Annotated in this window: 26 protein-coding genes; 14 read left to right on the forward strand and 12 right to left on the reverse strand. The window is 61.7% G+C overall.

Annotated elements, in window-relative coordinates:
- Positions 1–25 precede the first annotated feature (25 nt).
- Positions 26–1,009 (forward strand): hypothetical protein, encoded by a 984-nt coding sequence (locus EL337_RS20380; protein ID WP_126316623.1) that lies wholly within the window; start codon positions 26–28, stop codon positions 1,007–1,009.
- Positions 1,010–1,291: 282 nt separating this feature from the next.
- Here the strand turns inward: EL337_RS20380 and EL337_RS20385 are convergent, their stop codons facing one another.
- The gene (locus tag EL337_RS20385) at positions 1,292–2,449 is read right to left on the reverse strand and encodes a hypothetical protein (protein WP_083443289.1); all 1,158 of its coding nucleotides are present in this window, start codon (positions 2,447–2,449) and stop codon (positions 1,292–1,294) included.
- Positions 2,450–2,795: 346 nt separating this feature from the next.
- Here EL337_RS20385 and EL337_RS20390 point away from each other — a divergent pair, with 346 nt between their 5' ends.
- The 4 genes from EL337_RS20390 to EL337_RS20405 all read left to right on the forward strand — a co-directional run bounded on the left by EL337_RS20390 (position 2,796) and on the right by EL337_RS20405 (position 7,376).
- Positions 2,796–3,011, forward strand: coding sequence for a hypothetical protein (locus tag EL337_RS20390; RefSeq protein WP_126316625.1), 216 nt, complete (start codon positions 2,796–2,798; stop codon positions 3,009–3,011).
- A gap of 31 nt (positions 3,012–3,042) precedes the next feature.
- Positions 3,043–3,708 (forward strand): hypothetical protein, encoded by a 666-nt coding sequence (locus EL337_RS20395; protein ID WP_048635284.1) that lies wholly within the window; start codon positions 3,043–3,045, stop codon positions 3,706–3,708.
- A 197-nt stretch (positions 3,709–3,905) separates the two neighbouring features.
- Entirely contained in the window at positions 3,906–6,188 is a 2,283-nt protein-coding gene (locus EL337_RS20400; RefSeq protein WP_170216924.1) for a phage/plasmid primase, P4 family, read from the forward strand.
- Between the two features lie 201 nt (positions 6,189–6,389).
- Positions 6,390–7,376 (forward strand): hypothetical protein, encoded by a 987-nt coding sequence (locus tag EL337_RS20405; RefSeq protein ID WP_126316627.1) that lies wholly within the window; start codon positions 6,390–6,392, stop codon positions 7,374–7,376.
- Between the two features lie 110 nt (positions 7,377–7,486).
- On the opposite strand, the gene EL337_RS20410 is transcribed toward EL337_RS20405, so the two are convergent.
- From EL337_RS20410 to EL337_RS20435, 6 genes are all read right to left on the reverse strand, one after another.
- Entirely contained in the window at positions 7,487–7,966 is a 480-nt protein-coding gene (locus tag EL337_RS20410) for a hypothetical protein (protein WP_048635283.1), read from the reverse strand.
- A gap of 54 nt (positions 7,967–8,020) precedes the next feature.
- The gene (locus EL337_RS20415) at positions 8,021–8,968 is read right to left on the reverse strand and encodes an AbiTii domain-containing protein (protein ID WP_126316629.1); all 948 of its coding nucleotides are present in this window, start codon (positions 8,966–8,968) and stop codon (positions 8,021–8,023) included.
- A 22-nt stretch (positions 8,969–8,990) separates the two neighbouring features.
- A complete protein-coding gene (locus tag EL337_RS20420) occupies positions 8,991–10,022 on the reverse strand; it encodes a tyrosine-type recombinase/integrase (RefSeq protein ID WP_232786921.1) in 1,032 nt (343 codons plus the stop codon).
- A gap of 128 nt (positions 10,023–10,150) precedes the next feature.
- Complete coding sequence (locus EL337_RS20425) at positions 10,151–10,627, reverse strand: hypothetical protein (RefSeq protein WP_048635281.1); 477 nt, start codon at positions 10,625–10,627, stop codon at positions 10,151–10,153.
- Entirely contained in the window at positions 10,624–10,878 is a 255-nt protein-coding gene (locus EL337_RS20430; protein ID WP_126316631.1) for a hypothetical protein, read from the reverse strand. Before EL337_RS20430 ends, EL337_RS20425 begins: the two co-directional genes overlap by 4 nt.
- Before the next feature lie 273 nt (positions 10,879–11,151).
- Positions 11,152–11,907, reverse strand: a complete 756-nt coding sequence (locus tag EL337_RS20435) for an MspA family porin (protein ID WP_048635280.1) — start codon at positions 11,905–11,907, stop codon at positions 11,152–11,154.
- 119 nt (positions 11,908–12,026) lie between these two features.
- Between EL337_RS20435 and EL337_RS20440 the strand changes: the two genes are divergently transcribed.
- Positions 12,027–12,260, forward strand: coding sequence for a hypothetical protein (locus EL337_RS20440; RefSeq protein WP_048635279.1), 234 nt, complete (start codon positions 12,027–12,029; stop codon positions 12,258–12,260).
- A 36-nt stretch (positions 12,261–12,296) separates the two neighbouring features.
- On the opposite strand, the gene EL337_RS20445 is transcribed toward EL337_RS20440, so the two are convergent.
- The 3 genes from EL337_RS20445 to EL337_RS20455 form a co-directional block, all read right to left on the reverse strand.
- Complete coding sequence (locus EL337_RS20445; RefSeq protein ID WP_048635278.1) at positions 12,297–13,721, reverse strand: dihydrolipoyl dehydrogenase family protein; 1,425 nt, start codon at positions 13,719–13,721, stop codon at positions 12,297–12,299.
- Positions 13,722–13,736: 15 nt separating this feature from the next.
- The gene (locus EL337_RS20450) at positions 13,737–14,288 is read right to left on the reverse strand and encodes a GIY-YIG nuclease family protein (RefSeq protein ID WP_370737226.1); all 552 of its coding nucleotides are present in this window, start codon (positions 14,286–14,288) and stop codon (positions 13,737–13,739) included.
- Between the two features lie 128 nt (positions 14,289–14,416).
- Complete coding sequence (locus tag EL337_RS20455) at positions 14,417–15,337, reverse strand: transglycosylase SLT domain-containing protein (protein WP_048635276.1); 921 nt, start codon at positions 15,335–15,337, stop codon at positions 14,417–14,419.
- A gap of 81 nt (positions 15,338–15,418) precedes the next feature.
- Between EL337_RS20455 and EL337_RS20460 the strand changes: the two genes are divergently transcribed.
- Positions 15,419–16,240 (forward strand): DUF1460 domain-containing protein, encoded by an 822-nt coding sequence (locus tag EL337_RS20460; RefSeq protein ID WP_048635310.1) that lies wholly within the window; start codon positions 15,419–15,421, stop codon positions 16,238–16,240.
- Between the two features lie 25 nt (positions 16,241–16,265).
- Here the strand turns inward: EL337_RS20460 and EL337_RS20465 are convergent, their stop codons facing one another.
- A complete protein-coding gene (locus EL337_RS20465; protein ID WP_145988168.1) occupies positions 16,266–16,682 on the reverse strand; it encodes a hypothetical protein in 417 nt (138 codons plus the stop codon).
- Between the two features lie 184 nt (positions 16,683–16,866).
- Here EL337_RS20465 and EL337_RS20470 point away from each other — a divergent pair, with 184 nt between their 5' ends.
- From EL337_RS20470 to EL337_RS20480, 3 genes are read left to right on the forward strand one after another with little or no spacing between them, the layout of a single operon-like run.
- Positions 16,867–18,024, forward strand: a complete 1,158-nt coding sequence (locus EL337_RS20470; RefSeq protein WP_048635274.1) for an acyl-CoA dehydrogenase family protein — start codon at positions 16,867–16,869, stop codon at positions 18,022–18,024.
- Between the two features lie 8 nt (positions 18,025–18,032).
- Positions 18,033–19,139 carry an acyl-CoA dehydrogenase family protein gene (locus EL337_RS20475; RefSeq protein WP_048635273.1) on the forward strand — a complete coding sequence of 369 codons (1,107 nt, stop codon included), beginning with the start codon at positions 18,033–18,035 and terminating at the stop codon, positions 19,137–19,139.
- A 51-nt stretch (positions 19,140–19,190) separates the two neighbouring features.
- Entirely contained in the window at positions 19,191–20,888 is a 1,698-nt protein-coding gene (locus tag EL337_RS20480; protein WP_048635272.1) for an NAD-binding protein, read from the forward strand.
- A 23-nt stretch (positions 20,889–20,911) separates the two neighbouring features.
- On the opposite strand, the gene EL337_RS20485 is transcribed toward EL337_RS20480, so the two are convergent.
- On the reverse strand, positions 20,912–21,802 hold the full coding sequence (locus EL337_RS20485) for an SDR family NAD(P)-dependent oxidoreductase (RefSeq protein ID WP_048635271.1): 891 nt from the start codon (positions 21,800–21,802) through the stop codon (positions 20,912–20,914).
- Between the two features lie 120 nt (positions 21,803–21,922).
- Between EL337_RS20485 and EL337_RS20490 the strand changes: the two genes are divergently transcribed.
- Genes EL337_RS20490 through EL337_RS20505 form a run of 4 tightly spaced genes read left to right on the forward strand, consistent with a single transcriptional unit; the run spans position 21,923 to position 25,671 of the window.
- Positions 21,923–22,366 carry a nuclear transport factor 2 family protein gene (locus tag EL337_RS20490; RefSeq protein WP_048635270.1) on the forward strand — a complete coding sequence of 148 codons (444 nt, stop codon included), beginning with the start codon at positions 21,923–21,925 and terminating at the stop codon, positions 22,364–22,366.
- Between the two features lie 3 nt (positions 22,367–22,369).
- On the forward strand, positions 22,370–23,584 hold the full coding sequence (locus EL337_RS20495; protein ID WP_048635269.1) for a sulfotransferase family protein: 1,215 nt from the start codon (positions 22,370–22,372) through the stop codon (positions 23,582–23,584).
- The gene (locus EL337_RS20500; protein WP_048635268.1) at positions 23,585–24,838 is read left to right on the forward strand and encodes a hypothetical protein; all 1,254 of its coding nucleotides are present in this window, start codon (positions 23,585–23,587) and stop codon (positions 24,836–24,838) included. It begins immediately after the preceding gene.
- Positions 24,838–25,671: an oxidoreductase gene (locus EL337_RS20505; RefSeq protein WP_048635267.1), complete on the forward strand. Its 834-nt coding sequence runs from the start codon at positions 24,838–24,840 to the stop codon at positions 25,669–25,671. Before EL337_RS20500 ends, EL337_RS20505 begins: the two co-directional genes overlap by 1 nt.

Consider the following 25,671-nt stretch of genomic DNA (forward strand, 5'->3'; position numbering starts at 1 on the left):
ATTTACCGCTAGTACACTAGGACGTGTGACGCTGGTACTGGCTGCCGTAACGGGCCACTACGCTATTCATGCGAGTGACCGGTACACCAGCGTTCGGCCGACGCGCAAGCATCCAACCCCAGATTGGGACATCCATGCCAATAAAACAGTGGTCGCGATAGGCTCTGATTGTTGGTTAGTTCTTGGCTTTTCGGGCCTAGCATATCTCGATGACAAGCCCACGGATCAGTTGATTGCAGAAGCAATTTCAGGTTACGACGATTTATCAGGGAGCGCTGCGTTCATTCCATGGATTGTTTCGCCCCAGCCTCATTATCGCGATATCCGCGATCGTGTAGAGCGCAAGCTCGTTGAAGCTTACTCGCGGCTCCCTAGAAGCACCGCCAGAGACTACGCCACCAGCGTCTTGGCGGCTGGCGTGCAGCGTAAAGACAACTCCATTTATGGTGTCATGTTCAAAATTGTCACTCAGGGCAAAAATTCGATAGCACAAGAACTCGCACCAAGTAAGCTTCGCTGGAATCAGGTATTCACTCAGGCAATTGGTAGTCGAACCAGGAACATAGACATCACTAATCGAGCAAAGCAACGTATTCTGAGTGATGCGGGATCGCCCGAAGAAGTTCGGAATATACTAATGGATGCGGTGTCGGAGTCGAGTAAAGTTGATAGCTCAATCGGCCCCGACATAATGGGCGTTATCCTTAATAAGAAAAGCAACACTATATCTACGTATTTTCGGGCATCTGACCCGCGGCGTCAAGCCGAAATAGCAAGCATAGTTAGCCCAGACGATGAACGCGCTAAACATATCCCAACAGTGGCGACACCCTATGTTCTTGAGCCCGGGATGATCTTCGGGCCGTCGGTAGCGCCGCCCGGTGGCTGGCCTAGCAATAATGGCATCACATTTGAATTTTCGGGCTTCGGCGTAGAACCAGCGGCGTCGAAAGACGGTGGAACATTTATATACGTAGCTGGACAACCACGTAAACCACCGCCGAAGTAGCCCGGTCCGCAGGCCGGTCAGGATGATTCGGTTACCCCGTAGAGACGATCATCTACAGCCCGCGACTGATGTTGACCCGTTCTAGCTGTCTGGGAGTCTTGCCCTTGTACGTGCCGCCGTCGATAGGATCAGCGTCTTCGTATCCCGGTGGCACTAGCCCATCTCCCCACGACAGCTCAGAAGCATCGTTGTTTTCTAAGCTGCGCAGTGTCCAGGGATCTAGCCCCGGTTGATGTTCATAGCTGACGCCACCGGGCCGGTTGCCACTTCGGCTCTGCTTCATTAGCGGTCCCACAGATCAGGCGTGTCATACGGTCCAGACGCCTTAATCTGCATCACGGCTGCCTGACCTCTGCGTCGAGTGCCAACACCAAACGCTCTAGTGTAGAAAGACTCGGTAATCGGATACGACGGAACCGGACCAGGAATGACGCGGAAACCTTGGTATGTTGGGTTGACGTGCTGCCTGAACCCAATTGCGTTGTTAGGGCTGTTGTTTCCGTACGTGGCAGCACAAATCATGTAGTCCTGGGGCACGTCGTCAAGAGCGACAATCCACGCCACCGAATACGATCCCGAAACTTTCAGCCCCTCAAGCTCTGCCGCAGCACGTTGCCCGACGATCTCGTGAGGCGTGTAGAACGCAGGAGCGCCAAGGCCGGGGATGTAATCGTGGTTGGCGATCACGCCTGTCGAATTTTCAACGCCCGCCCTGAAGCTTGCGATTCGGTCCAGCTGAGCAGGATTGACGAAAACCACGATCTGGGACCCGTTAGAAGATCCAAATCCATGTTCGGCTACATTTCGGATCAAAGCTTCGAGGTCTGCCGAATCGACTTCTGCCGAACCGGAAATCATATAGTGAGAGTGGTTGGTAGTGAACGTCTTTCCGAGGTACGAAGGCGGCGGGATTCCATCAGCACCGTTGTAGAGTCCGTAAACCGGAGTCAGGTTCTCGTTCTCACCCTGCTCAGGGTCTAGAAGACGTTGCAGGATAGTCGTATTGACGGTGTAATTGTCCGACTCCAGCGCGTAGTTCAAAGTTGCTCGAACCTGGTCAGCAGTCATGTCCCGCAATGCTTTCCAACTCCAGCGCGATGCGGCGTCATAGTCTTCAAACGTATAGCCGAGCTTCAAATAGGTGTTAGGTGGCCGAAGCGCTTCTGGCACACCGAGTTCTGTGGCGGCCTCGAATTTGTGCAACGCACTGCTCTGTGGGATTGCGTCGGCAGCGTTCGTGTGTCGAAAAGAGAGCAGTCCTGAGAGGGCGGAGCGCAACTCGTTGTATTTCTTGACGACAGCCTGAACCTCATCCCAAATGCGGTTCAGGTCAACATTATCGACTGTATGGGTAACTCTTGGCAGAGCATCGGATTCAAGCTGGATGCCATATTCTGCACCAAACGGCAGGGTTGGCCACTTAGGTTCTAGAACAGTCATTTTCGTCTCTCTCGCAAAGTTTCATGGAAACCGTTAATGCGTAGAGGAATAGGAAGGGCTGGCAAACCCGTGGGATTCCTCTACGCACCCGGCGGCCCTGAGGCCTCGGAGAGGAAATTACGGACCCTGGTCCCACGCTCACTCCTGCCGTCCATTGTCGCGCAGGCCAGCTCGCCCGTCAAGGGTCGACTTGCGGGTGCGCCGACCTGAGACCTATTGCAGCAGAGTCACTTTAAGCGTAGAATCAGTTAGTCGCCACTCAGGCGCAGTCAAAGGCCGATGAGCCAGTCACAACCACGCAAAGGTCACCTTTGCGTGGCTTTCTCTATTGGAAGGACTTGGGTCTATGTCAATAGATCTCGCGGAAATCACGCCGCCTCAACGATTCTTCAAAATGAATGAAGTCCTGTCCCGCATCGCTGCGATGGGCATCGAAATCGATGAGGACACAATCGAATACCACATGTACAGCACGCGCAAAATGCCTAAGCCGGCGAAAAAGGTTAAGCGCGAACGCTACTGGACTCTTGAGCAGATCGACAAGTTCGTCGCGGCGTTGTGACTGCCGTGAAATCAACTGAGAGGAATTTACGATGATGGATGACCTGGCTGAGCACCGTAGGTTGTTGGCCCTCGAGTTGGGTTACGAGCCCTTCGTGCCCACGGACGAGGAATCGGAGTGGATCAAACAGTACGGCAACGTTCTTGGTGACGCATCGTTTCGTAAGCCAACCTTTGGGCTGATCAACAGCAGTGCCGTTGGCCGCGCGCTCAATCGTGAAGTTGTGGACAAGTGGAACGCCAACCGACGGTTTCGCGAAGAGTCCAAGTTCAATCCGATTGGGCCGGTGCCTGGTCGACGCATGAACTTCAACAATCCTACGTCTTTGACGGTACTTCTGCGCATCGTGGCCAAGTTTCCCGAGAAGGCGTATCCGCTCAAAAGCTATAAGGAATGGGATCTTTGGCTGCCAACCAAGTTCACCAACTACCGCGGTTGTGATGTAAAGATCTCCGCCCGCTGTTCGGATGTAGGATTTACTACTATGCCGCTAAAGGGCGGCGAGTTCATCACCGTGCACAAGATCTGCGAAGCCTGCCAACGGTGGTTCTTCGCAAACGATGCCGAGTTGGTCGAACACTATCAGGACGAACTTCTGGGCGATCTTTCGATTGAGCCGACAAATGAAACTCGACTATCTGAACTGATTCCGGCGCCGGGAAGGCCAGATCTACGCGTAGTTGAAGTCTGGCCTTAAGCACGAACAAACCCCCAGAGCGGCTCATTTCTCAGGGGGTTTGAACGCAATGGGATGAAAAAGATGACCGAAACAATGAAGGGAGGCAGCGTGAAAACCTCAGAACGGCTCGATCAAAGATGATGATACCCACTAGTGACGTTGTCTCGCAACCTGTTTGGCCTGATGTTTCTGGGCTGACAGTCGCCAAGGCGGCGGTGACCTATGCTCGCGCGGGATTCTACGTATTGCCAATCAAACCGGGAACGAAAAATGCCGGTTCCGTGCTCGGAATCGGATGGCCCTCTAAATCGTCACGTGATCTCAAGATCGTCGCTGACTGGTGGCGCGAACATCCAGACGCAGGAATCGGTATCCACACCGGACGATCCGGCATCGTTGTCTTTGATGTGGACGTAGACACGCTTCCCAGTGATCTGGCACCTCTACAAGCGGGATTGATTCACCGCAGTCGGGCGGGCACAGATTCTCAGCGTGGGCACTACATTTTTGCCGCTGCTGAGATCTACACCGCGGGAGCTCTGCGGCTATCTGACGGTACAAAGGCCGGCGAAGTTCGATCAGGCAACACAATCATCGTGGTTGAGCCCACTCACCACGCTAACGGTGGGTTGTATCGGTGTGAGCATCCTGGCGAAGTTCCTACCCTCACAGCACCGGCGAGGCAGCTGCTCCTACTCGCACCCAAGATCGGTGACAGTGACGTAGGGGCATTTCTGGCTGCGTATCCCGGCAATGAGGGAGATAACCTGGCCTATTGCCTCAAGCTCGCAGTCCGCCGGTTCAATCATCTGGTCAGAAACTATGAGGACACCGGTATCAGCAACAAACGGTCGAAGAACCGCCATGATGCGATGGCCGATGTTCTCTGTCTAACCCTCAAAGAAGCCCACACGCAGGCTTACAGCGCCGCCGAGGCGGTGGCTGTCCTGCGTCAAGAATGGCGCAAGGCTGTCGAGGGCGACGCTAACCACAGTGAAGCCGATATTGACCGAATGTTGCCGTTCGCTGTAGCTGCCGCCAACGATGACGACCCCATGAAACGGCGGGAGATCATGGGCCGAAGGTACGGCACTGATACCCGTACCACCACACCCAATGTGCAGGCCGGTCAGGCCGCGAGTATTCCGACAGGGCAGAAAGTGCCATCAACCAAGAACCTGATTTCTGACGCTCACTCAGCAGGACAGATCAGGATGAGTGGGCGGTTCGTTGACTTCGCTGAAGGTAGGCTTCTGCATGTCGAGGATTTTGGGTGGTACTACTTCGGCGCTGGGCGCTGGCAACCCGATGTCAACAACACGCGGGTCACGTCGGCAATCCTCAAAATGCTCAAAAAGTGTTGGGAAGATTCGTTTTCTGACTCTGAGCTAGAAAAAGACGTCAGGCGCTGCCAGTCCACAGCAGGTGTTGCCGGTATCCGCAGTCTGTGCGCCAGCTTGCCGGAATTTAGTTGCAGTATGGCTGATTTCGACACAGATCCGCATCTACTGAATTTTAGCAACGGCACCCTGAATCTACGAACGATGGATCTACACAAGCACACACCGGCCGATCGGATCACAAAGATCTGTAGAGGAAACTATGATCCACAGGCACGTTCGCAGCACTGGGATAGCTTTCTGGCGCGAATCCAACCGGATTCGGCTGTGCGCGACTATCTACAGCGGATCGTTGGCAGTGCGCTTGTCGGCGAGGTTCGCGAAGACCTGTTCGTCATCTTGTACGGCACGGCCATGAACGGTAAGACGCGCTTTGATGGCGCGGTGCGAAATGCGTTGGGTAACTATGCCGCTGTAGCTGACCGCAACGTTTTGATGAATGCACCGAATGCTCACCCCACACTGTTCATGGTTTTTCGCGGTGCCCGTTGGGTGAGCGTGGATGAGACCAACCGCAGCGCGCGTATCGATGAAGCCAAAATGAAGATGCTCACCGGAAACAGCGTGATCCCAGCGCGTGGCATGCGTAAGGATTTTATCGAAATCAAGCCCTCCCATACACTTTCGTTGATCACGAACTATCTTCCGCGCATCTCCGGTGATGATGCCGGAAGTTGGCGACGTATCAAAGTCATCCCATTTTCTGTGCGGATTCCTGAATCCGAGATGGACCCCGCCCTGGCGTCAAAGCTCGATCTAGAAGCGGACGCCATCTTGGCGTGGGCTGTTGCTGGGTGGGCAAAGTATCGAGACCAGGGCTTGGTTGATGTACCCAAAGCAGTGCAGCAACAGACAGACGATTATTGGCAATCCAACGATGAGATCGGCCAATTCATCGGCGAATGCTGCGACGTGGCACCGGATTTCAAGGAAAGCAATGCTGACTTGCGAAGGAGCTACGAATCGTGGTGCCACTCAGAACAGGTAGAACCAATGCCGGTGCGTCTATTCAATGCCTACTTCGATCATCTTGGATATGTGAAAACTAAAGGCGGAGAACGAAAAAGGCGCGGAATTCGATTGGCAAGGGTGACCTAAGTTGCCGTCGGAAATCGCCCTGACCTGCAAGGGGGCAAGTTGGGCAGTTTCATCGGTTAGCCCTTAGGAGTATATGCATATGGCTGTTAACCGTAGGAGTTGCCGTAGTTGCCCTACGGTTAGTAGAGCTACCTATTACGGTGTGTAGTAAAGATTAGTTTCACTCTCTTTATTGGCTACCTTGGAACTGGAGGTGAGGTAATGAACGCTAAAGATATTGCGCGGCAACGTAGTCTGATTGCAAAGAGGGTTAAAGCACTGAAGGATCTTTATGCCAGCGATGATCTCAGCACGGAGGATTATCAGCGGGAAATGATTGCGGTGCAGGCACGTAAACGGAAACTACGTAACGCGGAGAAGAAGTTGCAAAGCGTTGAGACGCCTAACCTTCCGGCTGTGGTAAAGGTTAGGCAGGGAAGCAAACGAGGTAGGGAACAACGATTTCCACCTAAAGAAGGCCGCGATGAGTTCGGCAACTCCACCAACAAAGATACAGTGGCGCAGTATGATTCGATCCTTAGCAGTAGCCCTGAAAGACGTTGCAACGGAACAAATGCCCAAGGTGAGCAGTGCCGTAACTTCGCCATCAAGGGTGGTCGGGTCTGCAAATTTCACGGTGGAGCAACCCGGCACGTCAAAGAGGCCGCACGTATCCGTGTCGAGATGGCATCAGATCGATTGATGGGCAAGCTAATTGAGATCGCCTACGACGACGCCCGTCCTGCGTCGGTCCAACTTGATGCGATCAAGGATTCACTCAATCGCGCTGGCCTGACTAAACCTACTCAGATCGAAGTTGGCCCTGCACCGCACGAAGAGATCTTCACCGACATTTTCTCAGGCACTAGAGCGGAGAGCCGTAGAACACGCGGCATTGAAGAGCCGGATTCTGTTGGTGGTCAATCATTTACAGAGATTGGCGGCTACACTCAACCCGCCCCGGTGGCCAGTGGTGATCTAGGTCAATCTGAGTACATGTCGACTTGCCGCGATAGCGATTGCGACCCTCTGGCTGCCCCGCAGCGCCGCGAACGTAGGCGGTCCAGGCCATCACGCTATGACCAGGGTGTGATCACCGGAGAAGAGGCCATAGCCTCGGCCAACGAAGAGAACTATCGACAGGATTTTTACTCGATGCCTAATCGAGAGCGTAGAGCCCTCCCACCAGGGAAATCGGGCTACAGATGACAGGTCGGCAGGTGGCAAACCTGCGGGGGTAAGCGGTCTGAACTGGGAATTTAGTACGGTTGAGCGGGTTAGTACCTATCCCCTACCCATCCACCCCGAGCACAGGGCTCTTATCGCCACTTGTCTAGCAGCTTCTGCTGATACTCCGCGTCTAGTTTATCTAGTCGTTTCTTGAAGTATTCGCGGCGGCGCTCAAACGCACGCGTGGTGATCCAAAATATGCCGCAGCCTAAGAGGCTTGACACTGCTAGAACCGTTGTAGAGATGGGTTCACCGATCCCTAGCGCCGACAGGACCAAACTGCCGTAAACCACTGGAGTTAGACAGTAGAAGGCCCGAATGCCTCTCTGTGTTTTCCTGCCTTCAGGGCTGGTCAATCGTTCGAGTCTGCCAAGTTCGGCATAAATCAGGTTAGCGACAGTGTTAAGGGGGTCTATCAGGTCCGGAGCTTTCTGAATCTCGACCAGATTTTTCAACCGTTCGATCCGCTTATTCAGCGTGTTACTGAGCGCGAAGAACCCTGCCACGATGGCAGCAAGCACCGGAACCATGCCCAACGCGATCTTGAGCCAGATTGGATCACCGGTCATGCACGCATCTTTTCAGCGAGGCCTGGGGATGACGGGAGAACACGCCGTCAAGCACTAGATCATCAGTTGAATCTGATCCATGACTATCGGCGTACCGTCCTTGACTACTTGAGTTATGGCAGCACTGCCAACTGAAGTCGCTATGCGCTCAAGCCATCCCCAGCGGCGTTTGATCTTGCCTGGCTCCGGATTCTCTTCTGACACAGCCTCTTCAAAGTCGGCTATCGCTTGCTCTGCGTCCGCGCGTTGCTCTTCGTCGGCGACCTGCGTCAAAGTGGCACGTAGCGCACTGACCAGATCAACCAGTTCCTTTGATACAGAGCTGTTTTGAATCTGCGAGAAGTTCGAGCCTTGTCCGATGTTGCCTGCGTTGGACCCGCTAACGTTCACTTCGTACTTGTCGCCCGAACTAACGTGCACTTGGACCACCGAATCTACTTTGGCTCTACTGGGCAGGGTATCTAGGGGATCATCCTTGGTCATGTCAATGACGATCTCTAACAACGTCGTTCGTATCATGTCGATCATGCCTGCTATCGCGGAACCCGAGACGCTGTAATACATTGCATCAACGCTCATGAACATATCTAGCGTTTTCGTCCACTCCGCGCAGATGATCGAAAATCCGTCGCGACTCATCTTGATCGAGTCTTTTTCGGAAGATACCAACCGCGAAAGCTCTTCTACTGGTTGCCGGAAGCCGATGTGCTCCGGAATATGCTGTCGGAGATCCGAGGGAATCTGATAGGGGCTGATTGCCTCGCCTGTCATTCGCAGCGGGCCTGCCGACCGGTTGACAAACAGCGGGGCATCCAAATAGCGATATTCTGGGAGCGGGGAATCGTCTGCGTACCCCTTCAGCTCGCTAGTTGCCCACGCCCGTAGCTCTTCTGATCCCGTCAACGCACCAAGGGCAATGCACTTGCGAAGCAAGCCCACCAGCGGTTCAGACTCGTCTAGAACTTGATCCCGCAAGTTCTTCAAAATGTCAGCGTCTGCCACAGAGCCGATGTTACAGACCCGGTCAGACACCAAGCTCTTTTAGCGCCTGCGCCGACAGATCCGCTGCGATTTCAGCATCGCGCCCTGATTGGGAGTGTTGATACAGCAGTGACGCTTTGACCGTCTTATGTCCAAGTCGGGCCATGTTCTCGGTCAACGTGGCCACCTGAGCATTTTTCGATCCTGCAAACCGTCGCAGATCATGAGCGCTCAGATCTTCACGCCCAACCGCCTTGGCGGTCTTTTGAAACACGTCCTTATTGAATACACGATCATTGAGATGGCATCCGCCACGCGATGGAGTGAACAGCAGCGCATCAGAATCCTTCCCGACGTACAGCGCCAGGTGGTCTTTGACGTCTTGACGGATATGAGGCGGAATCGTGACGCTGCGCCGCTCCCCTGTCTTCGTCGTCCCAAGAATGCACTCACCGCCCCGATGACCTACAGCGCGAGTGATCGAAACGACCGTGCAATCAGCCGTGATGTCTTTTCGCCGAAGTTCGGAGACCTCGCCATAGCGCAGACCGCACCACGCGGCCAACAAAACAAGGGCTTTGAACCGTGCCAGGTTCTCGCTAGCTCCCAGCTTGTCGGCGATGGCATGCAGATCTGCCGTCGTCGGAATCTTGACGTTCTCTTTGGCCTTCGTGTTCATCGCGCCGACGATCATGCAGGGGTTGCGATCTAGCAGGCCGTCCTTGACTGCGGTATTGCAGATCATGTTCAGCACCCCGTAGGCGTGGCTGTTGCGCCGTTCCTTGGTCGCATCTAGGCCAGAGAACCAACCGCGAACTGCTGTAGGCGTCATATCCGCTACTGCGACCTTGCCGAACGTCGGTTCTATGAGCTGCGCCCATTTGGCCTCGTATTCAATCCGCGTTCTAGGGCTGAGCTTGCGCTGATCGATGACCTTTTTGCCATAGGTACCGAACAGCAGGACTTCGGCTTTCTTCTCCTGGACACGCTCGGATGGCGGTTTCCAGCGCTCCCCCGTTCGGGTGGCCGATTCGACTAGATCCTTTTCCCGCACTAACCACGCTTCTGCGTTCATCCGAGCGGAGAACGTGTGCGGTGCGTAGTGCCGACGTTGGTCCGGCCCGATAAAAGATGCCTGATAGCTAGCCTGCTTAGTCCGCTGCTTTTTGATGTGGCCCCACGCCCGATGTCCAGATTTTCCGCTCACTTCAGGTGCCCTTTCAGCTGTGCGAGATCGTCTTGCGCCGATTTCTCGGCAGCCTGCAAGAGTTCCGCCAACGTCTGATCCCCCGTCGCGGCGATCCATTCGTTCCAACAGCGCTTTACTTCTGCCGTCAGATCGTGGACGTACTCATTCAGGTGTTTTCCGCCCCGGACGTTCGTCACGCCGCGCTGATTACGGGTCTCTTTGATGTGCATGACATAGACCTCTAGCGATCGTTTGAGACGGCCGTATGGCTCAGACCTGATCGCTGATGGAATCGTGCCGATGTCGGTCGCACAGCCGTTAGTCAGGGCGTTCAGCAGGTTGCGTGCATGCAGATAGACCGAATCTTTGAAGTAGTTGACTAGATTGCCGAAGGTGCCCTGAGCGTCCATGAATTGGACGATTTCGTCCGCACCAAGCAAGAGCCGTAGTTCGTAGCCCAGGTCATCCAGCGCCAACGGTTGACCGCTCATTGCTTGTCTCCGCAGATGGCCGCGTGGCGCTCTAGATAGGTCGCGAACACGCGCTCAGCGGTTGCAACTAGGGCTTGATCGATCTGGGGGAAAGAATCGGCTACAGCTCCTAGCGCATCGGTAGCGTCAGCGTTCAACAGATACCGAGGATCAGGCCATTTTCCCAGTTCAATCGCATTTTTCAGACCCTCTGCGAAATCCTGGCCTGCTAGTGCTTCTGACCACGGAATCCGGCGATCTGTCTGCGTCACCGAAAGACCCCAGAATGAATAGCAAACGAATAATCAGCCACGCCCACTACCGCCTTTTCCTGCCGACTGAGGCTCTGAACAGGTAGTTTGCGGATGTCTACCCATCCATTACCTATGCAGGTCCATCCTACCTGAGCAGACTGCGCGAGGCGCGCGAAGCACCGAGATACGTAAGCTGTTGTCTAGCAACATGTTTACTGGTCAGACAGGGTGTTTGCTAGAAGCGCATCCGCAGGTTCGAATCCTGCCGGGGGCACCCTTTGACCAGCGGAGCTACACCTTCCGCGTCGTTCCGTAATACCCCAGGATGGAATCGGACTGGTCCGTCGCATGCGTCAGTACGGCGTAGGACCTGATGAACGACTCCCCCACGCAGCCATCGATCTTCACATGGAAGCTGCTGATCGAGACCCACGGGTCACTACCGGTGAATTCCTTCCGTCCCACGGGGACGGTGTTGATGATTCCGGGTCTCAGGCCCACCGCGACGCCTCCGACGAACGGCGTCGACAGCACCGGCGCGAGGCCGTCGATGAACTCGCCCTCGCCGTCGAGTCCCAGCAGGCCCAGGGATGGCGTGACTCCGGCCGAGCTTGTGATGGTGACGCCGTTCGCACCCATGTCGATGCCGCACCCGATCTGGTAGCCCACCTCCAGCACCCCACGCGGCGGCTCGCCCTCAGGTCCCCGCAGCGAGCCGTTGAACACTCCGCTGACCTCGTAGTCCCGCGACGACACCGCGGTGGTCAGGGGGTTGACGTTCCGGATCACCTCATCCTTGGCCCCGACGGTCAAAGTCCAACCGTTGGGCGCCGTGGTGGTCGACGGAGGAGCGGAAATGATGAGGGCGTCCGCGCCCGGCGCGATGACCCCTGCCGCGTGGGCGACGGGTGCCGCGGCGGTGACCGCCGGGTCGAGCGGAGGGGCGACGTCGGACGCCACGGGTTCAGGGTCGGCGGACGCAGGAACGGCGGTCGCCGGCATCAACACCCAGACGACGCTGAGTGCACCGAGCCACCTCAGCTTCACGAACGGAACCTACTATCGGATTCGGCTGTGACGGCCTGACCATTACCAACTTGTGATGCGCCGCAAGCATATTGTGATGTGGCGGCCGCGCCGTGGCTCCGCCGTCAGATTGGAACCGCATGACCGGGGCGGAGGATGATGCACTCATGAAGGCGAACGCGGCGTGCAAAGGTGCAGGGAAGAACTGGTCGGTGAACAAGGACGGCAAGCCGATCTGTCCCGGTTGTCACCGAGCGTTCAGCACCGTGGCCGGTTACGGAAAGACGGTGCGTGACGTACGAATCGTGCCGCCGCACGACCGCATCGGCCCGCAGGACGCGCGTACACCGCGCCGCGAACGTCGCAATGACTGACGTCGAGTCAATAGCGTTGCCCGCCAACGATACCCGTCATTCCAGAACGGACGGCGTGGTGTTCAAACTGCTCCACAGGTGGGGCATCGGGCGCACGCCGAGCTGATTGACGATCATCTGCGCGGCCTGACTGACCCCCTCACTGAATGTCGGAAAGGCGAACTGGAGTTCGGCTACGTCCTCGACACGCATGCCCGCCGCCATGCACGCTGCGACCATCTGGATCACCTCGGCTGAGTATTCACCGAGCACGTGGGCACCGACGATGTGTCGTCGCATGGTCTCGACGATCAGCTTGCAGAAGCCTTCCGGCTGACCGTCCGCAACGGGCCGCAGGATGTCTTCGTAGCGAGCCACGGCGACGACGCAGTCGTAGCGGGCGCGGGCCTGCTCCTCGGTGAGCCCGACACTGCCGTATTCGGGATCGGTGAAGCTGCCGGCGGGGACGATCTCGTGGACAACCCGGCGACGCAGCCCCAGCACCGCGTTCTCGGCGGCCACCCGGCCTTCGAGAGTCGCGCTGCTCACGAGCATGCTGTTCCCGTCGACGTCTCCGGCGGCGAAGATGTGCGCGACATTCGTCGCCGTGTACGCATCGACGGTGACGTAACCGCGCTCGGTGGCCACGCCCGCGGCGGCGACGTCCACGGTGTCGGTGTTCCCCGGCCAGCCGACGGCGAAGAATGCCGCATCCACGTCGAGCGTCCTGGCCTCGTCGCCGACTCGGTACAGCACGCGGACCCCCGGTTCGAGCGCTACGAGCTCGTGAACCGCGGCGCCGGTGACGACGTCGATGCCGCGATTCCGGAACGCGTGTTCGAGCGCGATCGAGACGTCGACGTCGGATCGCGTCACTATTCGTGGCGCGTACTCCACCAGCGTGACCGTGCAGCCGAAGTCGGCCAGGATCGACGCGAGCTGGCACCCGGTGTCCGCCGCACCGATGATGCACACCCTCTCGGGCAGCGAGGTCAGGCTGCGCAGGTCCTCGTAGGTGAGCCCGAATTCGGCCCCGGGGATCGGCAGCCGCCCAGGTCTGCCGCCGGCGGCGATGATGATCCGGTCCGCAGTCCACGTGCGCCCGTCGGCCGTGGTGACCGTGTTGGCATCGACGAATCGGGCATCGCCCGCCTCCTCGACGAGTTCGACACCCTCGGACCGGATGTGGTCGGCAATGCGCTTACGTTCATAGAGGTAGGCGGCGACGCGCTGGGAATTCGCCAGCGTCGCAGCCACGTCGATGTCCGGCCGCGGCCCGCGCAGACCGAAGGTTTCCCATGAACTCCAGTCCCGCATCAGGCGTGCCGCACGCGCCAGCGTGCGCACCGGCGCCGGACCCCGGTTGAGGGCGGTACCGCCGACCCGCCCCCGCTCGATCAGGGTGACTTCTGCGCCGAGTCCCGCGGCGTGCAGTGCAGCCGAGACGCCGGCGGGACCACCCCCGATGACGACGACGCGCATCTCACCCCTCCCGGCCTACGACCACTCCGCGAGCACACGCATCTTGCCGGCCTTGACCGCCGCGTCTTTGCGCAGCTTCTTGAGCTCCGGCGCGAAGGCGTTGCGCTCGTTGTTCTGAATGTTCAGCGGTAGGTCCAGCGCGTTGATCAGTTTCGGTTCCAGGTACCACGGCTCCGGATGGAGCACCCAGGACACCGTCGCGTTCTCGGCCATCCACTCGGTGAGGACGGCCTCGCCGCCGGCGAACGTCTGCCGCTTGCCCGAACCGATGCGGCGCAGGGCAAAACCCAGTTGATCGCCGAGCAGCACGCCGAGGGACTTGCGCAGCGTGGAACCGTCGGCGCTGGCGTTGCGGGCGCCGAAGTGATACCGGATGCGCTTGCGAAGATCCTGCGGGATCTGCGGCTTGCCGTCGGCACGCGGCGGGCCGGGGCTGATCCCGACGTAGAGCAGCGTCCAACCGTCGCGCTGTTCACAACCGGAGACGTCGATGGCGCCGGGAATCTCCCGGAACCACCACCCGTGGGCCCCCGCCTCGGCAGGCACCGGGCCGGGGTCGACGAACACTTCATCGCGGGTATATCGCTGAGCCGCAACAAAATTCGCGACAGCGTTTGCGTTCCGCTTCGCGGACATCGACTCGGCCATGAACCTCAGCGTAGTCCGGCGCCACCGCCGCGCCGCCACATCGGCTGCTACTGCGGGTGCGCCGTCACATACTCCTCGACGGGAATCGGCGCGGTGGCAACGTAACCGACGGGCAGGACGACGTCCCCGGCTGTCGACTTGTAGTACACGTCCCACAGGTAGTACCCGGCGAAATCCCTTGGCTGGGCGGCGATCACCGCCGCGTACTGGTTGATGGCCCGCACGTACCGGTCCGAGTTGTTGTAGCGGTAGAGCGCGGCGTCACGATCGCCGGCGAAGCCGTGTGCGGCGAGAAATCTGCCCGCCGCCAGGATGCTGTCGTGCGCCGAGGTGATGTCGCTGCCGGCACCGTAGGCCGCGAACGTCGACGGCATGAATTGCATGGGTCCCTGCGCCCCGGCGGTGCTGACGCCGGCGATGCGCCCGAAGGCGGTCTCCACGAAGTTGATGGCTGCCAGATAATTCCAGGCCACCCCGGATTCCGCTTCTGCCTTCCGGTAGTAGCCCAGCAGCTCCTCGGCCGGCAGCGGCGGCTGGATACGCCATGCGGGCAGCGTGGATTTCCCCGGGCTCATCGAGCCGAGCTGGCGGCGCGCATCGATGTTGCGGTCGTAGGCGTCGAGCAGCGGACCCGGGATGCGGGGGCGGACGATCGCATCCCATTCCGGGTGCCGGGCGAGCACGCGGTAGGCCTTCTGCTGGCGGCGCGCGGCGGTCAGCAGGACATCAGTCGATGACGCCGGGTCGCGCAGGGCTCGCTCGTCGGCCACCAGATCGTCGGCAATCCGGGCGGGATCCGAGGCGAGCCGCGGCTGTGCCGTCACGAGTTCGCGGGAGGGCTGCCCCGTGGTCTGCGAGGGCGGGGCAGTCACCGGGGTGTTCTGCGCGGCGGGAGGTGCGGTCGGTGTCGAGCAGCCGACGAGGGCGAGGGCGATCAGCGCCGCGCCGCCAAGACGCTTGCCTCTCAATGCCTTCTCCGTGCTCTCTGCGCCCGCGTCATGTCACCAGTCTGACCGATTGTCATGCGCGTTCCCCGTACAGTGGCCCTGATGTTGGCACAGTTCGTGGTCGCGCTGCGGATCGCGGCCGCCGGGCTGTTCCTCATCGTCATCGGGGCCGCGACCGCGCTGCCTGCCGCCGCATCGCCGGCCGTGCAGATCTCCACCGCGAGCGAACAGACGCTGACGTCGCTTCTGGCCACGACCGCCGACGACGCAGGAGCCGGCCGCTCGGCACGCGCGGACCTGATATCGCGGCAGTTCCTCGGGACGCCCTACGGCGCCCACACTCTCGTCGGGTCGGCCACCGTGCCCGAACAACTCGTCGTCGAGCTCGACAAGGTGGATTGCTTCACCTATGCCGACTACGTCGAAGCGCTGAAAAGAGGCCGCACCCGCGACGACTTCCTCGCAGGCCTGATCGACGTCCGCTACAAGGACGGCGTCGTGGCCTTCGCGAACCGGAAGCACTTCTTCACCGACTGGTCCGCCACCACTCCCCCTGTCGCCACCGACGTCACCGCCGCCCTCAGCGACGACGCGGTCCAGGCGGCCAAGAACCTCAACAGCAAGGATGCCGGCGGGGTCTACCTGCCGGGGCTGCCGGTGGTGCCACGCACCGTCACCTACGTTCCCAGCGCACTCGTCGACGACGACGTCATCAGCGGGCTCCGTACCGGTGACTACATCGGTGCCTACGCCGAAGACGGCGGCCTCGACGTCACCCACGTCGGCATCTACGTCGCCACACCGGAGGGGCCCGTCTTCCGCCACGCCTCGTCGTCCAGCGCAGACCACCGGGTGGTCGATTCGCCCCTGTCCGCGTACCTGCAGACGGTCCCGGGAATCGTGGTGCTCCGCCCGCTCGTCTGACATGGGCGCTGCGCGGGTTGTCTGCTCAGGCGGGAACCAGGGTGAATGTCGTCGACCCCGCCGGCCCTGAGTTGCCGCACGGATTCGGTCCGTTGAGTGTGTAGAGGCCGTTCGTGCCGTCGAGGTCGAACGTGTACCGGGCGGCGACGTCGACCGCCCGGCCATCGGGGCAGAACGCGCCGCGCGGCACCCATTGGTCCAGGACGTATTGCGTGCCCTGAATCCTCGCCTGGCCCTGATTTGTGTTGTTCTCGAGGTTGAAGAGCGTGATGCAGCCCGGTCCGCAACTGTCCACCCGCATGCTGATGTCCTCGGTGAGACCGGTGGCACCGACACTTCGGTATTGGTAGAAGCCCGGGGCCAGATCGGCGCTCGCGGGGGCGGCCAAGATAAGGCCCACGACAGCCAGGCCGCTCGAAACGCCTGGCAGAAGGAGCTTCATCAGTGCCTCCCCGCGGCTGGTCATGCCCCGTGCGTTGTCGCTGAGTGTAGAAAACGCAGCGCGACGCCGCGAGGTTTTCGCAGGCGTCGGCCCGCGAGCGGCTGAACCCCGCCGCCCACCGGATTCGACTCCCAACCAAACGGTTAGTCTGGCCGTGGTACGCCGATGAACCAGGAGTCCGCACATGCAGCTGGCGCTCACGCCCGAAGAAGCCGCGTTCCGCGACGAGCTTCGCACTTTCTACCGAACCGAGATTCCCGCCGAGATCCGCGAACGCACCCGCGCGGCCACCGAGGCCAACCGCGAGGACATCGTCACCACGCACAAGATCCTCAACGACCACGGCCTCGCGGTGCCCAACTGGCCCGTGGAGTGGGGCGGCAAGGACTGGACGCCGACGCAGCAGCAGATCTGGCTCGACGAGATGCAGCTGGCCAGCGTGCCCGAGCCGCTGACGTTCAACGCCAACATGGTGGGCCCGGTGATCGCCGAGTTCGGCTCCCAGGAGGTCAAGGAGCGGTTCCTGCCGCCCACCGCCGCGCTGGACATCTGGTGGTGCCAGGGCTTCTCCGAGCCCGAGGCCGGTTCCGATCTGGCGTCGCTGCGCACGACCGCCCTGCGCGACGGTGACAGCTACGTCGTCAACGGTCAGAAGACGTGGACGACGCTGGGCCAGTACGCCGACTGGATCTTCTGCCTGGTGCGCACCGACCCGAACGCCCCGAAGAAGCAGGCCGGCATCTCGTTCCTGCTCATCGACATGAACACCCCGGGCATCACACTGCGCCCCATCAAGCTGATCGACGGCAGCTTCGAGGTGAACGAAGTCTTCTTCGAAGATGTCCGCGTCCCGGCCGACCAGCTCGTCGGCGAGGAGAACCAGGGCTGGGGCTACGCCAAATTCCTGCTGGGCAACGAACGCAACGGCATCGCGCAGGTGGGCCGCACCAAATTGCGGCTCGCCGAGGTGAAGGAACGCGCGCAGGCCAGCGGCCTGATCGAGGACCCGCTGTTCGCCGCCCGGCTGGCCGAGGCCGAGAACGACGTGCTGGCACTGGAACTCACGCAGATGCGGGTGGCCTCCGGATCGAAGGGCGGCAAGCCCAACCCCGCCTCATCGGTGCTCAAACTGCGCGGCAGCCAACTGCAGCAGGTCGCGACCGACCTACTGGTGGAGGTCGCAGGCGCAGATGCGCTGCCGTTCGGCGCTGAGGGCATCGCCTCCCCCGAGTGGGCACAACACACCGCACCGCGCTACCTCAACTACCGCAAGACCTCCATCTACGGCGGCAGCAACGAGGTCCAGCGCACCATCATCGCCTCGACCATCCTCGGATTGTGAGATAACACATGGACTTCCAACTGAGCGAAGAACAGGTCCTGCTACGGGACACCACCCGCGAGATGTTGACGCGCAAGTACGACACGGAAAGCCGGCTCAAGGCCATCGACAGTGATCTCGGCTGGAGCCGCGAAGTGTGGACGCAGCTGGCCGAGGTCGGTGTCCTCGGACTCGGGTTCGAGGAGGACGCGGGCGGCCAGATCGAGATCCTGGTGGTGCTGACCGAGATCGGGCGACGGCTGGCGCCTGAGCCCGTGCTTCATGCGGCCCTGGGCCCGGGCGCGCTGATCGCCGAGGTGGGCACCGAGCAGCAGCGGGCCCTGCTCGACGAGGTCGCGGCCGGGGAACGCCTGCTGGCCCTCGCGCATCTGGAGCCCGGCATGGGCAGGCCGACCGCGACGGTCACCACCAGCGCGACGCGTGACGGTGACTCGTGGGTGATCAGCGGAACCAAGAACCCCGTGCTGGCCGGCGACTGCGCCGACACGCTGGTTGTCAGCGCGGCGCTGCCCGACGGCGGCACCGGACTGTTCCTCGTCGACGCCTCGACGGTGCAGCGGCACCCGTACCGCACCTTCGACGGTCAACGGGGCGCGCAGATCGATTTCGACGGGGTGGCCGCCGAACCGCTCGGAGAGGCCGGCGACGCATCCACGGCCATCGAGCGGGCCCTGGTGCGAGTCTCGTCCGGCCTGTGCGCCGAGGCGCTCGGCGCGATGGAAGAGGCTCTGCGGCTGACAAGCGAATACCTCACCCAGCGTAAGCAATTCGGCGTGACGCTGAGCAAGTTCCAGACGCTCACCCAGCGCGCCGCCGACATGTACGTCTCCCTTGAGCTCGCCCGCAGCATGACCTTCTACGCCGCCATGTCGGTCGCTGACGGCGATCTCGATCCGACCATCGCGGCGCGGGCCAAGCTGCAGATCGGCCGCTCGGGGCGCCACATCAGTGAGGAAGCGATCCAGCTGCACGGCGGCATCGGCGTGACGGCCGAATACCCGGTCGGGCACTACGCGGCGCGACTCACCGCGATCGAGCACACGCTCGGGTCCACCCGGGATCAGCTGCACGTGCTCGCCGGCCAGCTCGGCGACTACGAGGTGGTCACCGTCTAGTCCGGGGACGTTCGCGCTGCTCAGGCGCGCATTCTTGCGTAGCCTGCTGCCATGGTTGGGCACACCATCGTCCTCGGCGCCGACGCGCTCGCGGTGCGCATCGTCGAGGAGCTCCGTAGCGCGGGCGCAACGGTGACCGTCATCGAACGTGCGGACCAGCTGGCCTCGGCCGGGCTGTCGACCGCCGCCGCCGTGGTGTGCGTGAGCCCCGATGACGCCGAGAATCTTGAGATCGCGCTGCTGGCACGGCAAATGAGTGCCTCGGTACGGGTGGTCGCCCGGTTGGCAAACGGGGTCCTTCGTGACGCCATGGCTGCCGGCAACGGTCCGGGCGCCGTATTGGACGTCGCCGATCTTGCGGCACCGTCGGTGGTGGAGGCATGCCTGGCGCGCACCACGCACACCATCGTCGCCGGCGGAGTGAACTTCGTGGTCTCCGGTGCGGATGCCCCGCGGGCCGGCACGCTCCGCGAGATCTACGGCGACCTGGCGCCGGTTGCCGTCCTGCGCGGGGAGAACTCACCTCGACCTGGCGAGCTCAGCGTCTGTCCGGGTCGAGATCTGACCGTCGCTGAAGGCGATTGGGTCGCGATGATCGGGACCGCCGACGAACTTCCCGGGTATCAGATCGCCGGCACCGGCGCTAAGGCCGGTGCGCGACACAGTCCCCGTGCGCGGGTCTTCGGCGCGGTGCGCGCGTTTCGGCAGGACGTCAATCCCAATTTCTACCGCGCACTCGCCGCATCGCTGGCCTTGCTGACACTGTCGACGATGCTGCTCTGGTTCACCTACGACAAGCCGGGAATGAGCTTTGTCGACGCTCTCTACTTCTCCACCGAGACGATTGCGACGGTGGGCTACGGAGACTTCAGCTTCATCGACCAACCGACCTGGCTACGCCTGTTCGGCGTCGTACTGATGTTCGCGGGGGTCACTTCCACCGCGGTCCTGATGGCGTTCGTCGCTGATCTGCTCCTGTCCCGACGCATCGCGCAGTCCGCCGGCCGCCGTAAAGTGCGCGAACTGCAGAACCACATCATCGTCGTCGGACTCGGCTCTTTCGGAATCCGCGTCGCCGCCGATCTCAAGGCCGCGGGCCACGACGTCGCGGTCATCGAACGCAACGACGACAATCGATATCTCTCTGCCGCAGCCGAGTTGGACGTCCCGGTGATCTTCGGTGACGCGACCCTGCCCTCGACGCTGGAGGCGGCCCGGATCGACGACGCGGCGGCCGTGGCAGTCCTGACCCACGATGACATGGTCAACATCGAGACGGGCATCGTCCTGCGCGAGCGCCTGGGCCCGCGATGGATGAAATCGCACCCCGGCACCGGTGTCCCTGTGGTGCTTCGGGTGTTCGACCGCTCCCTGGGATCGGCAGTCTCCCATCGATTCGGTTTCGAAAATGTGCGCTCGACAGTCGAATTGGCGGCGCCGTGGTTCATCGGCGCCGCGCTCGGACTCACGGTTTTCGGGACGTTCTCGGTAGGGCAGGCATCCTTCATGGTCGGCGGCGTACGCGTCGAGCCGGACAGCGAACTGGATGGGATGCACATGGCCGACCTGTCGACCCACACCCGGGTGATCGCCATTGCCGGCCCCAGCGGCTCGTGGGAGTTACATCCACGCCGTGGTTCGCGGCTGTCGGCCGGCGATACCGCATACCTGGTAGGGCCTTACCACGAGCTGCTGGACACCTTGGGCAAGGGACAGCGGGCCCAGCCCGAAACTCTGCTGTTCGGTTGAGCCATGCGAACGGGACGTGGCCCCTACACGGAAAGCGTTGTGCCGGTCTCTTTTTCGGCGATCTCCCACAGCCGGGCGGCAGCCTCGTAGTCGCAGGCGTTGGCGGTGCGTCCGCTCAGCGCCGGCCCGCCCTTGAACCCGAAGCGGCCGTCGATGCCGACGTAGCTGCCGGGTGGAATCGGCTCGGTGATGCAGTACAGCGTCGGCGCCGCACCGGCGTCGATGTCGTTGCCGATCCTGTTGGCCAACGACTGCGCAACGGTGTGAACCGCGGCCATCATGCGCGTGTCGGACACGTTGGTCAGATTCGATGCGACCCAGCCGGGGTGGGTCAGCTGGGCCACGACGGGTGACCCCGCCGTACGCAGCCGTCGATCGAGCTCCAGCCCCCACAGCATGACCGCCAGCTTCGAACGGGCGTAGGCCGGAAACGACGACCAGGTACGCGACCGCAGATGCGGGTCGTCGAAGGCGAACGTCGCCCGCTTGTGGGCGTCGGAACCGACGTTGATGATCTGCGATCGCACCCGGTCGAAGAGCAGATTGGTCAGGGCGAACGGACCCAGGAAATTGGTGCCGAGCGTGATCTCGAAACCGTCGACGGTGTCGCTGCGGGTCTGGGCGACCAGGCCGGCGTTGTTGATCAGGATGTCCACGTCGCCCTCGAACAGGGTGGGGAACGCCCGCACCGAAGCCTGGTCGGCGAGGTCCAGCTTCACCACCTCGGTGTCCCCGCCCATCTCGGCGGCGCGCTGCGCACCCAGGTCGAGGTTGCGCACCGCCAGGATCACGTGGGCGCCGGCGCCGGCGAGGGCGCGGGCGGTCGCCAACCCGACGCCGTTGGTCGCACCGGTCACGATGATGCGCTTGCCGCTGAGATTGCCGAGTCGGCTCGGCGACCAATCCGAAGTCACGGAGCGAGATTAGCCGGGCAATCGTTGACATGACAGATTGCGGCTGGTTGTCTACCGAGAAATGACAACAATTCAGGCCTGTTCTACCTACTTCGGTATGACGAGGAGCCAGTCGGCGGTATGACAGACAGCGCCCGCGAGATCGAGAACCTGATCTACACCTACGCCGAGCGTCTCGACGCCGGCGATCTGGACGGGGTGGCCGCCCTGTTCGCCCATGGGCGCATCGCCGGGATGGAGGACGGACCGCCCGAGACGGTGTTCACCGGGGTGTCCGGGGTGCGGGGGATGTACGAGATGGCCACCCGCCTGTACGAAGACGGCACGCCCAAGACCAGACATCTGACGAGCAACGTCCGGATCTACGTGGACGAGGCCGCAGGCACCGCGCACGGCGGCGCGTACTACTGCGTCACCCAGGCGACGCCCGACCTGCCGCTGCAGATCATCGTGACGGGGCACTACCGCGACACCTTCCACCGCATCGACGGCACGTGGTGGTTCGACACCCGGATCATGTTCGTCGACCAGGTCGGGGACACCAGCCACCATCTGAAGTTCTGACCTGTGGCCGAGTCCTCCAGCGCGCCTTTCGACGCGACCCGACTCACTGCCGCCGCGCAGGAGAAGGAGGGGCTGCAGGATTGGGGCCCACTGCCGTTCGAGGTGCCGCTGGAGGTGCTGACCGACAGCTACTCAAGCGCTGACCTGAACGACATCGGCGTCCACATCCTGCGGTCGGGACTGGTGCACAGCCTGCGGATGCGGTTACGCGCCCAGGAGTGGTTCCGGCGCTATCCCGAGATCGCGCAGGAGACGATCCTCGCGCCCATCGTGGTGGTCGGCATGATGCGCAGCGGAACGACGCTGCTGCAACGGCTGCTCGCCGCCGACGAGCGCTTCCACTGCGCGTACGGCTGGGAGGTCGTCGAGGTGGCGCCCAAGCTCGATTACCGGTGGACCGCCGAGGAGGACCCCCGCATCGCCGTCAGCGAGAAGCGCGAGGCCATGTCGCGCGAGTTGGCTCCCGAACTGTTCGCCATTCACCCGATGTACGCGCGCGAGCCCGAAGAGGAGATCGTCTTCCTGTCGGACGCCTTCCTGTCCCACGTGCCCGAGTCCGGCGCGCACGTGCCCGCGTACCGGGCCTGGATCGACACCCAGGACTTCACCCCCGCGTATCGGTATCTGCATCGCATGCTGCAGTTCCTGCAGTGGCAGAAACGGCAAGCCGGTGGACCGACCGCGCAGCCCGATCCCCGGCGATGGGTGCTCAAGTCTCCCGCCCATCTCGGGTATCTCGACGTGCTGCGCAGCCAGTTTCCCGACCTTCACGTCGTCCATATGCATCGAGACCCCCGCGAGACCATCCCGTCCGGAGCGAGCCTCAACGCCACCCTGCACGCCATGCACGCCGATCACGTGGATCGCCGACGTGTCGGCACCGAGTGGCTGGGCCGGATGGGATGGACCAACGACCGCGCGATGGACACCCGCGCGGCGTGGGACGACGAGTCGGCGCGGTGCACCGACATCGAGTTCGCCGACGCGGTCGCCGATCCGGTCGGCCAGGTGTCCCGGGTCTACGACGCGATCGGACTCGACATGACCGGTACCGCGGAGTCGGCGATGCGGCGCTGGCTCGCCGACCGCCCCCGCGAAGTTCCCCGGCCGCACTATGCAGCAGGCGATTTCGGGCTGAGCGACGCCGAGATCGAGGAACGGTTCGCCGCCTACAACGCACGCTTTCGCTCCACGCCCCAACCCACGAGGAGGACCTAGATGGCCGAGCACGACGGCGACCCGCTCGCGACGGCGTCGCAGCACGAACAGGAGCTTGCCGCGCTGGACCTCATCGCCCACCCGACGGTCACGGCGGCGTACCGCAGTGTCGCCGACACCTGGCTGGGGCGGGCGAAAGCATCCGACGCGATGCGCGCGCGGTTCGACGATGCGTTCGCCGAGGTCATGTTCTCCGCCGCGGTCTGGTCGTCCAACCAGGACAAGTTGCGCCCCAAGGTCAGTTGCATCACCCGGCTGGGCCACCCCGTGAACGGCCGGGCCGTTCCCGGATCCCGCTGGGGCATCGACAATCCCGACAGCGTGTACCGGGTGATCCCGATCTCCGGCGACGAGCGCTACGAGATCCACGGACGCGTCGGCACCCACCGCATGACCGAGAACTACTTCACGCTGTGGGACGCGAACATGGGCACCGTCGCCGTGCTCAACGGCCGCACCATGGAGGTCGAACCGGACGGATCGTTCACCATCACCGTCGATTCCGATCCGGCGGGCGGCCGTCCCAACCACGTGCAGACCACCTCGGCGGCGCACGAGTTCTACATCCGCGATGTGCTGCTGAACTGGGACCGCGACGACCCGAATCACCTGACGGTACAACGTCTCGGTGCACCGCCGTCGAGTCCCCCGAGAACGCTGGATGAACAGGCCGACGCCACCGCCGACATGATGGCGTACTTCGCCAACTTCACCGGCAAGCTCAGCCACGGCATCTACAAGATGCCACCCAACAACTTCAACCTCGCCTGGTCCGCGGACAAGGTCGGTGCCATGCGCAACCAGGTGTATGTGATGGGCCGCTTCGACCTGAACCCCGGCGAGGCCTTCGTCGTCGACGTCAGCGACGGAGGGGCCGAGTACTTCACGGTGCCACTGAGCAACATCTGGGGCACCACTTTGGAACTCGTCGACAAAACGGGCAGCCTGAACAAGGCGCAGTCGGTGCCCAATGACGACGGCACCTACACCTACGTCATCTCCCCCACCGATCCCGGCGTGGCGAACTGGATCGACTCCGACGGGCTCCACGAGGCGATCCTGACCCTGCGGATGGCCGAGTTCGGGCCGGACGGACCCACCGAAGACCTCGGCGCCCGCGGCCGGGTGATCACGCTCGACGACCTGGATCGCGAGGTTCCGGCTCTGCCACGGGTATCCGCGCAGGAGCGGGCAACCCAGCTCGCCGACCGCCGAGCGTCGTATCTACGGCGGCTACCCGAGGGGACGAACTGATGACGACGTGGCTGATCACCGGATGCTCCACCGGGATAGGTCGTGAGATCGCCCGCGCCGCACTGGAAGCCGGCCATCACGTCGCCGCGACGGCCCGCAGGCAGGACACCGTTGCTGACTTCGCCGACGAGTTCGGCGACCGGGCACTGGCACTGCCGCTCGACGTCACCGACGGCGACCAGATCCGCACCGCCGTCGCCACTACGGAGCGCACCTTCGGCGGGATCGACGTGTTGGTGAACAACGCCGGCTACGGATACATGTCGGCGGTCGAGGAAGGCGATGACGCCGAAGTGCGGAAGTTGTTCGACACGAACTACTTCGGCGTGGTCGACACTCTCAAGGCGGTGTTGCCGGGCATGCGCTCCCGCAGATCCGGGCACGTCATCAACATCTCGTCGATGACGGGTCTGGTCGCCAACCCGCCGAACGCCTACTACTCGTCGACGAAGTTCGCGCTCGAGGCGCTGACCGAGGCGCTGGCGAAGGAGGTGGGCCCACTCGGCATCAAGGTGAGCGCGGTCGAACCCGGCGCCTTCCGTACCGATTGGGCAGCGCGCTCCATGCAGGAGTCGTCAACGCCCATCGGGGATTACGACGAGAATGTCGGCAGCCGCAAGACGATGATCAAAGAGTTTGCCAACCACCTGCCGGGTGACCCTCGCAAGGTGGCGGAAGCGGTGTTGATGCTGACGACGCTGGAGAATCCCCCGCTGCGGCTGCTGCTCGGACGCGACGTCCTGAAGGCGGTGCGCGACAAGATCAGCGAGCTGACGGCGTCGATCGATGAATGGGAAGCCGTCACCAAGAACGTGAACTTCCCGAAGGCGTGA

Source organism: Mycolicibacterium aurum, from assembly GCF_900637195.1.
Taxonomy (GTDB): domain Bacteria; phylum Actinomycetota; class Actinomycetes; order Mycobacteriales; family Mycobacteriaceae; genus Mycobacterium; species Mycobacterium aurum.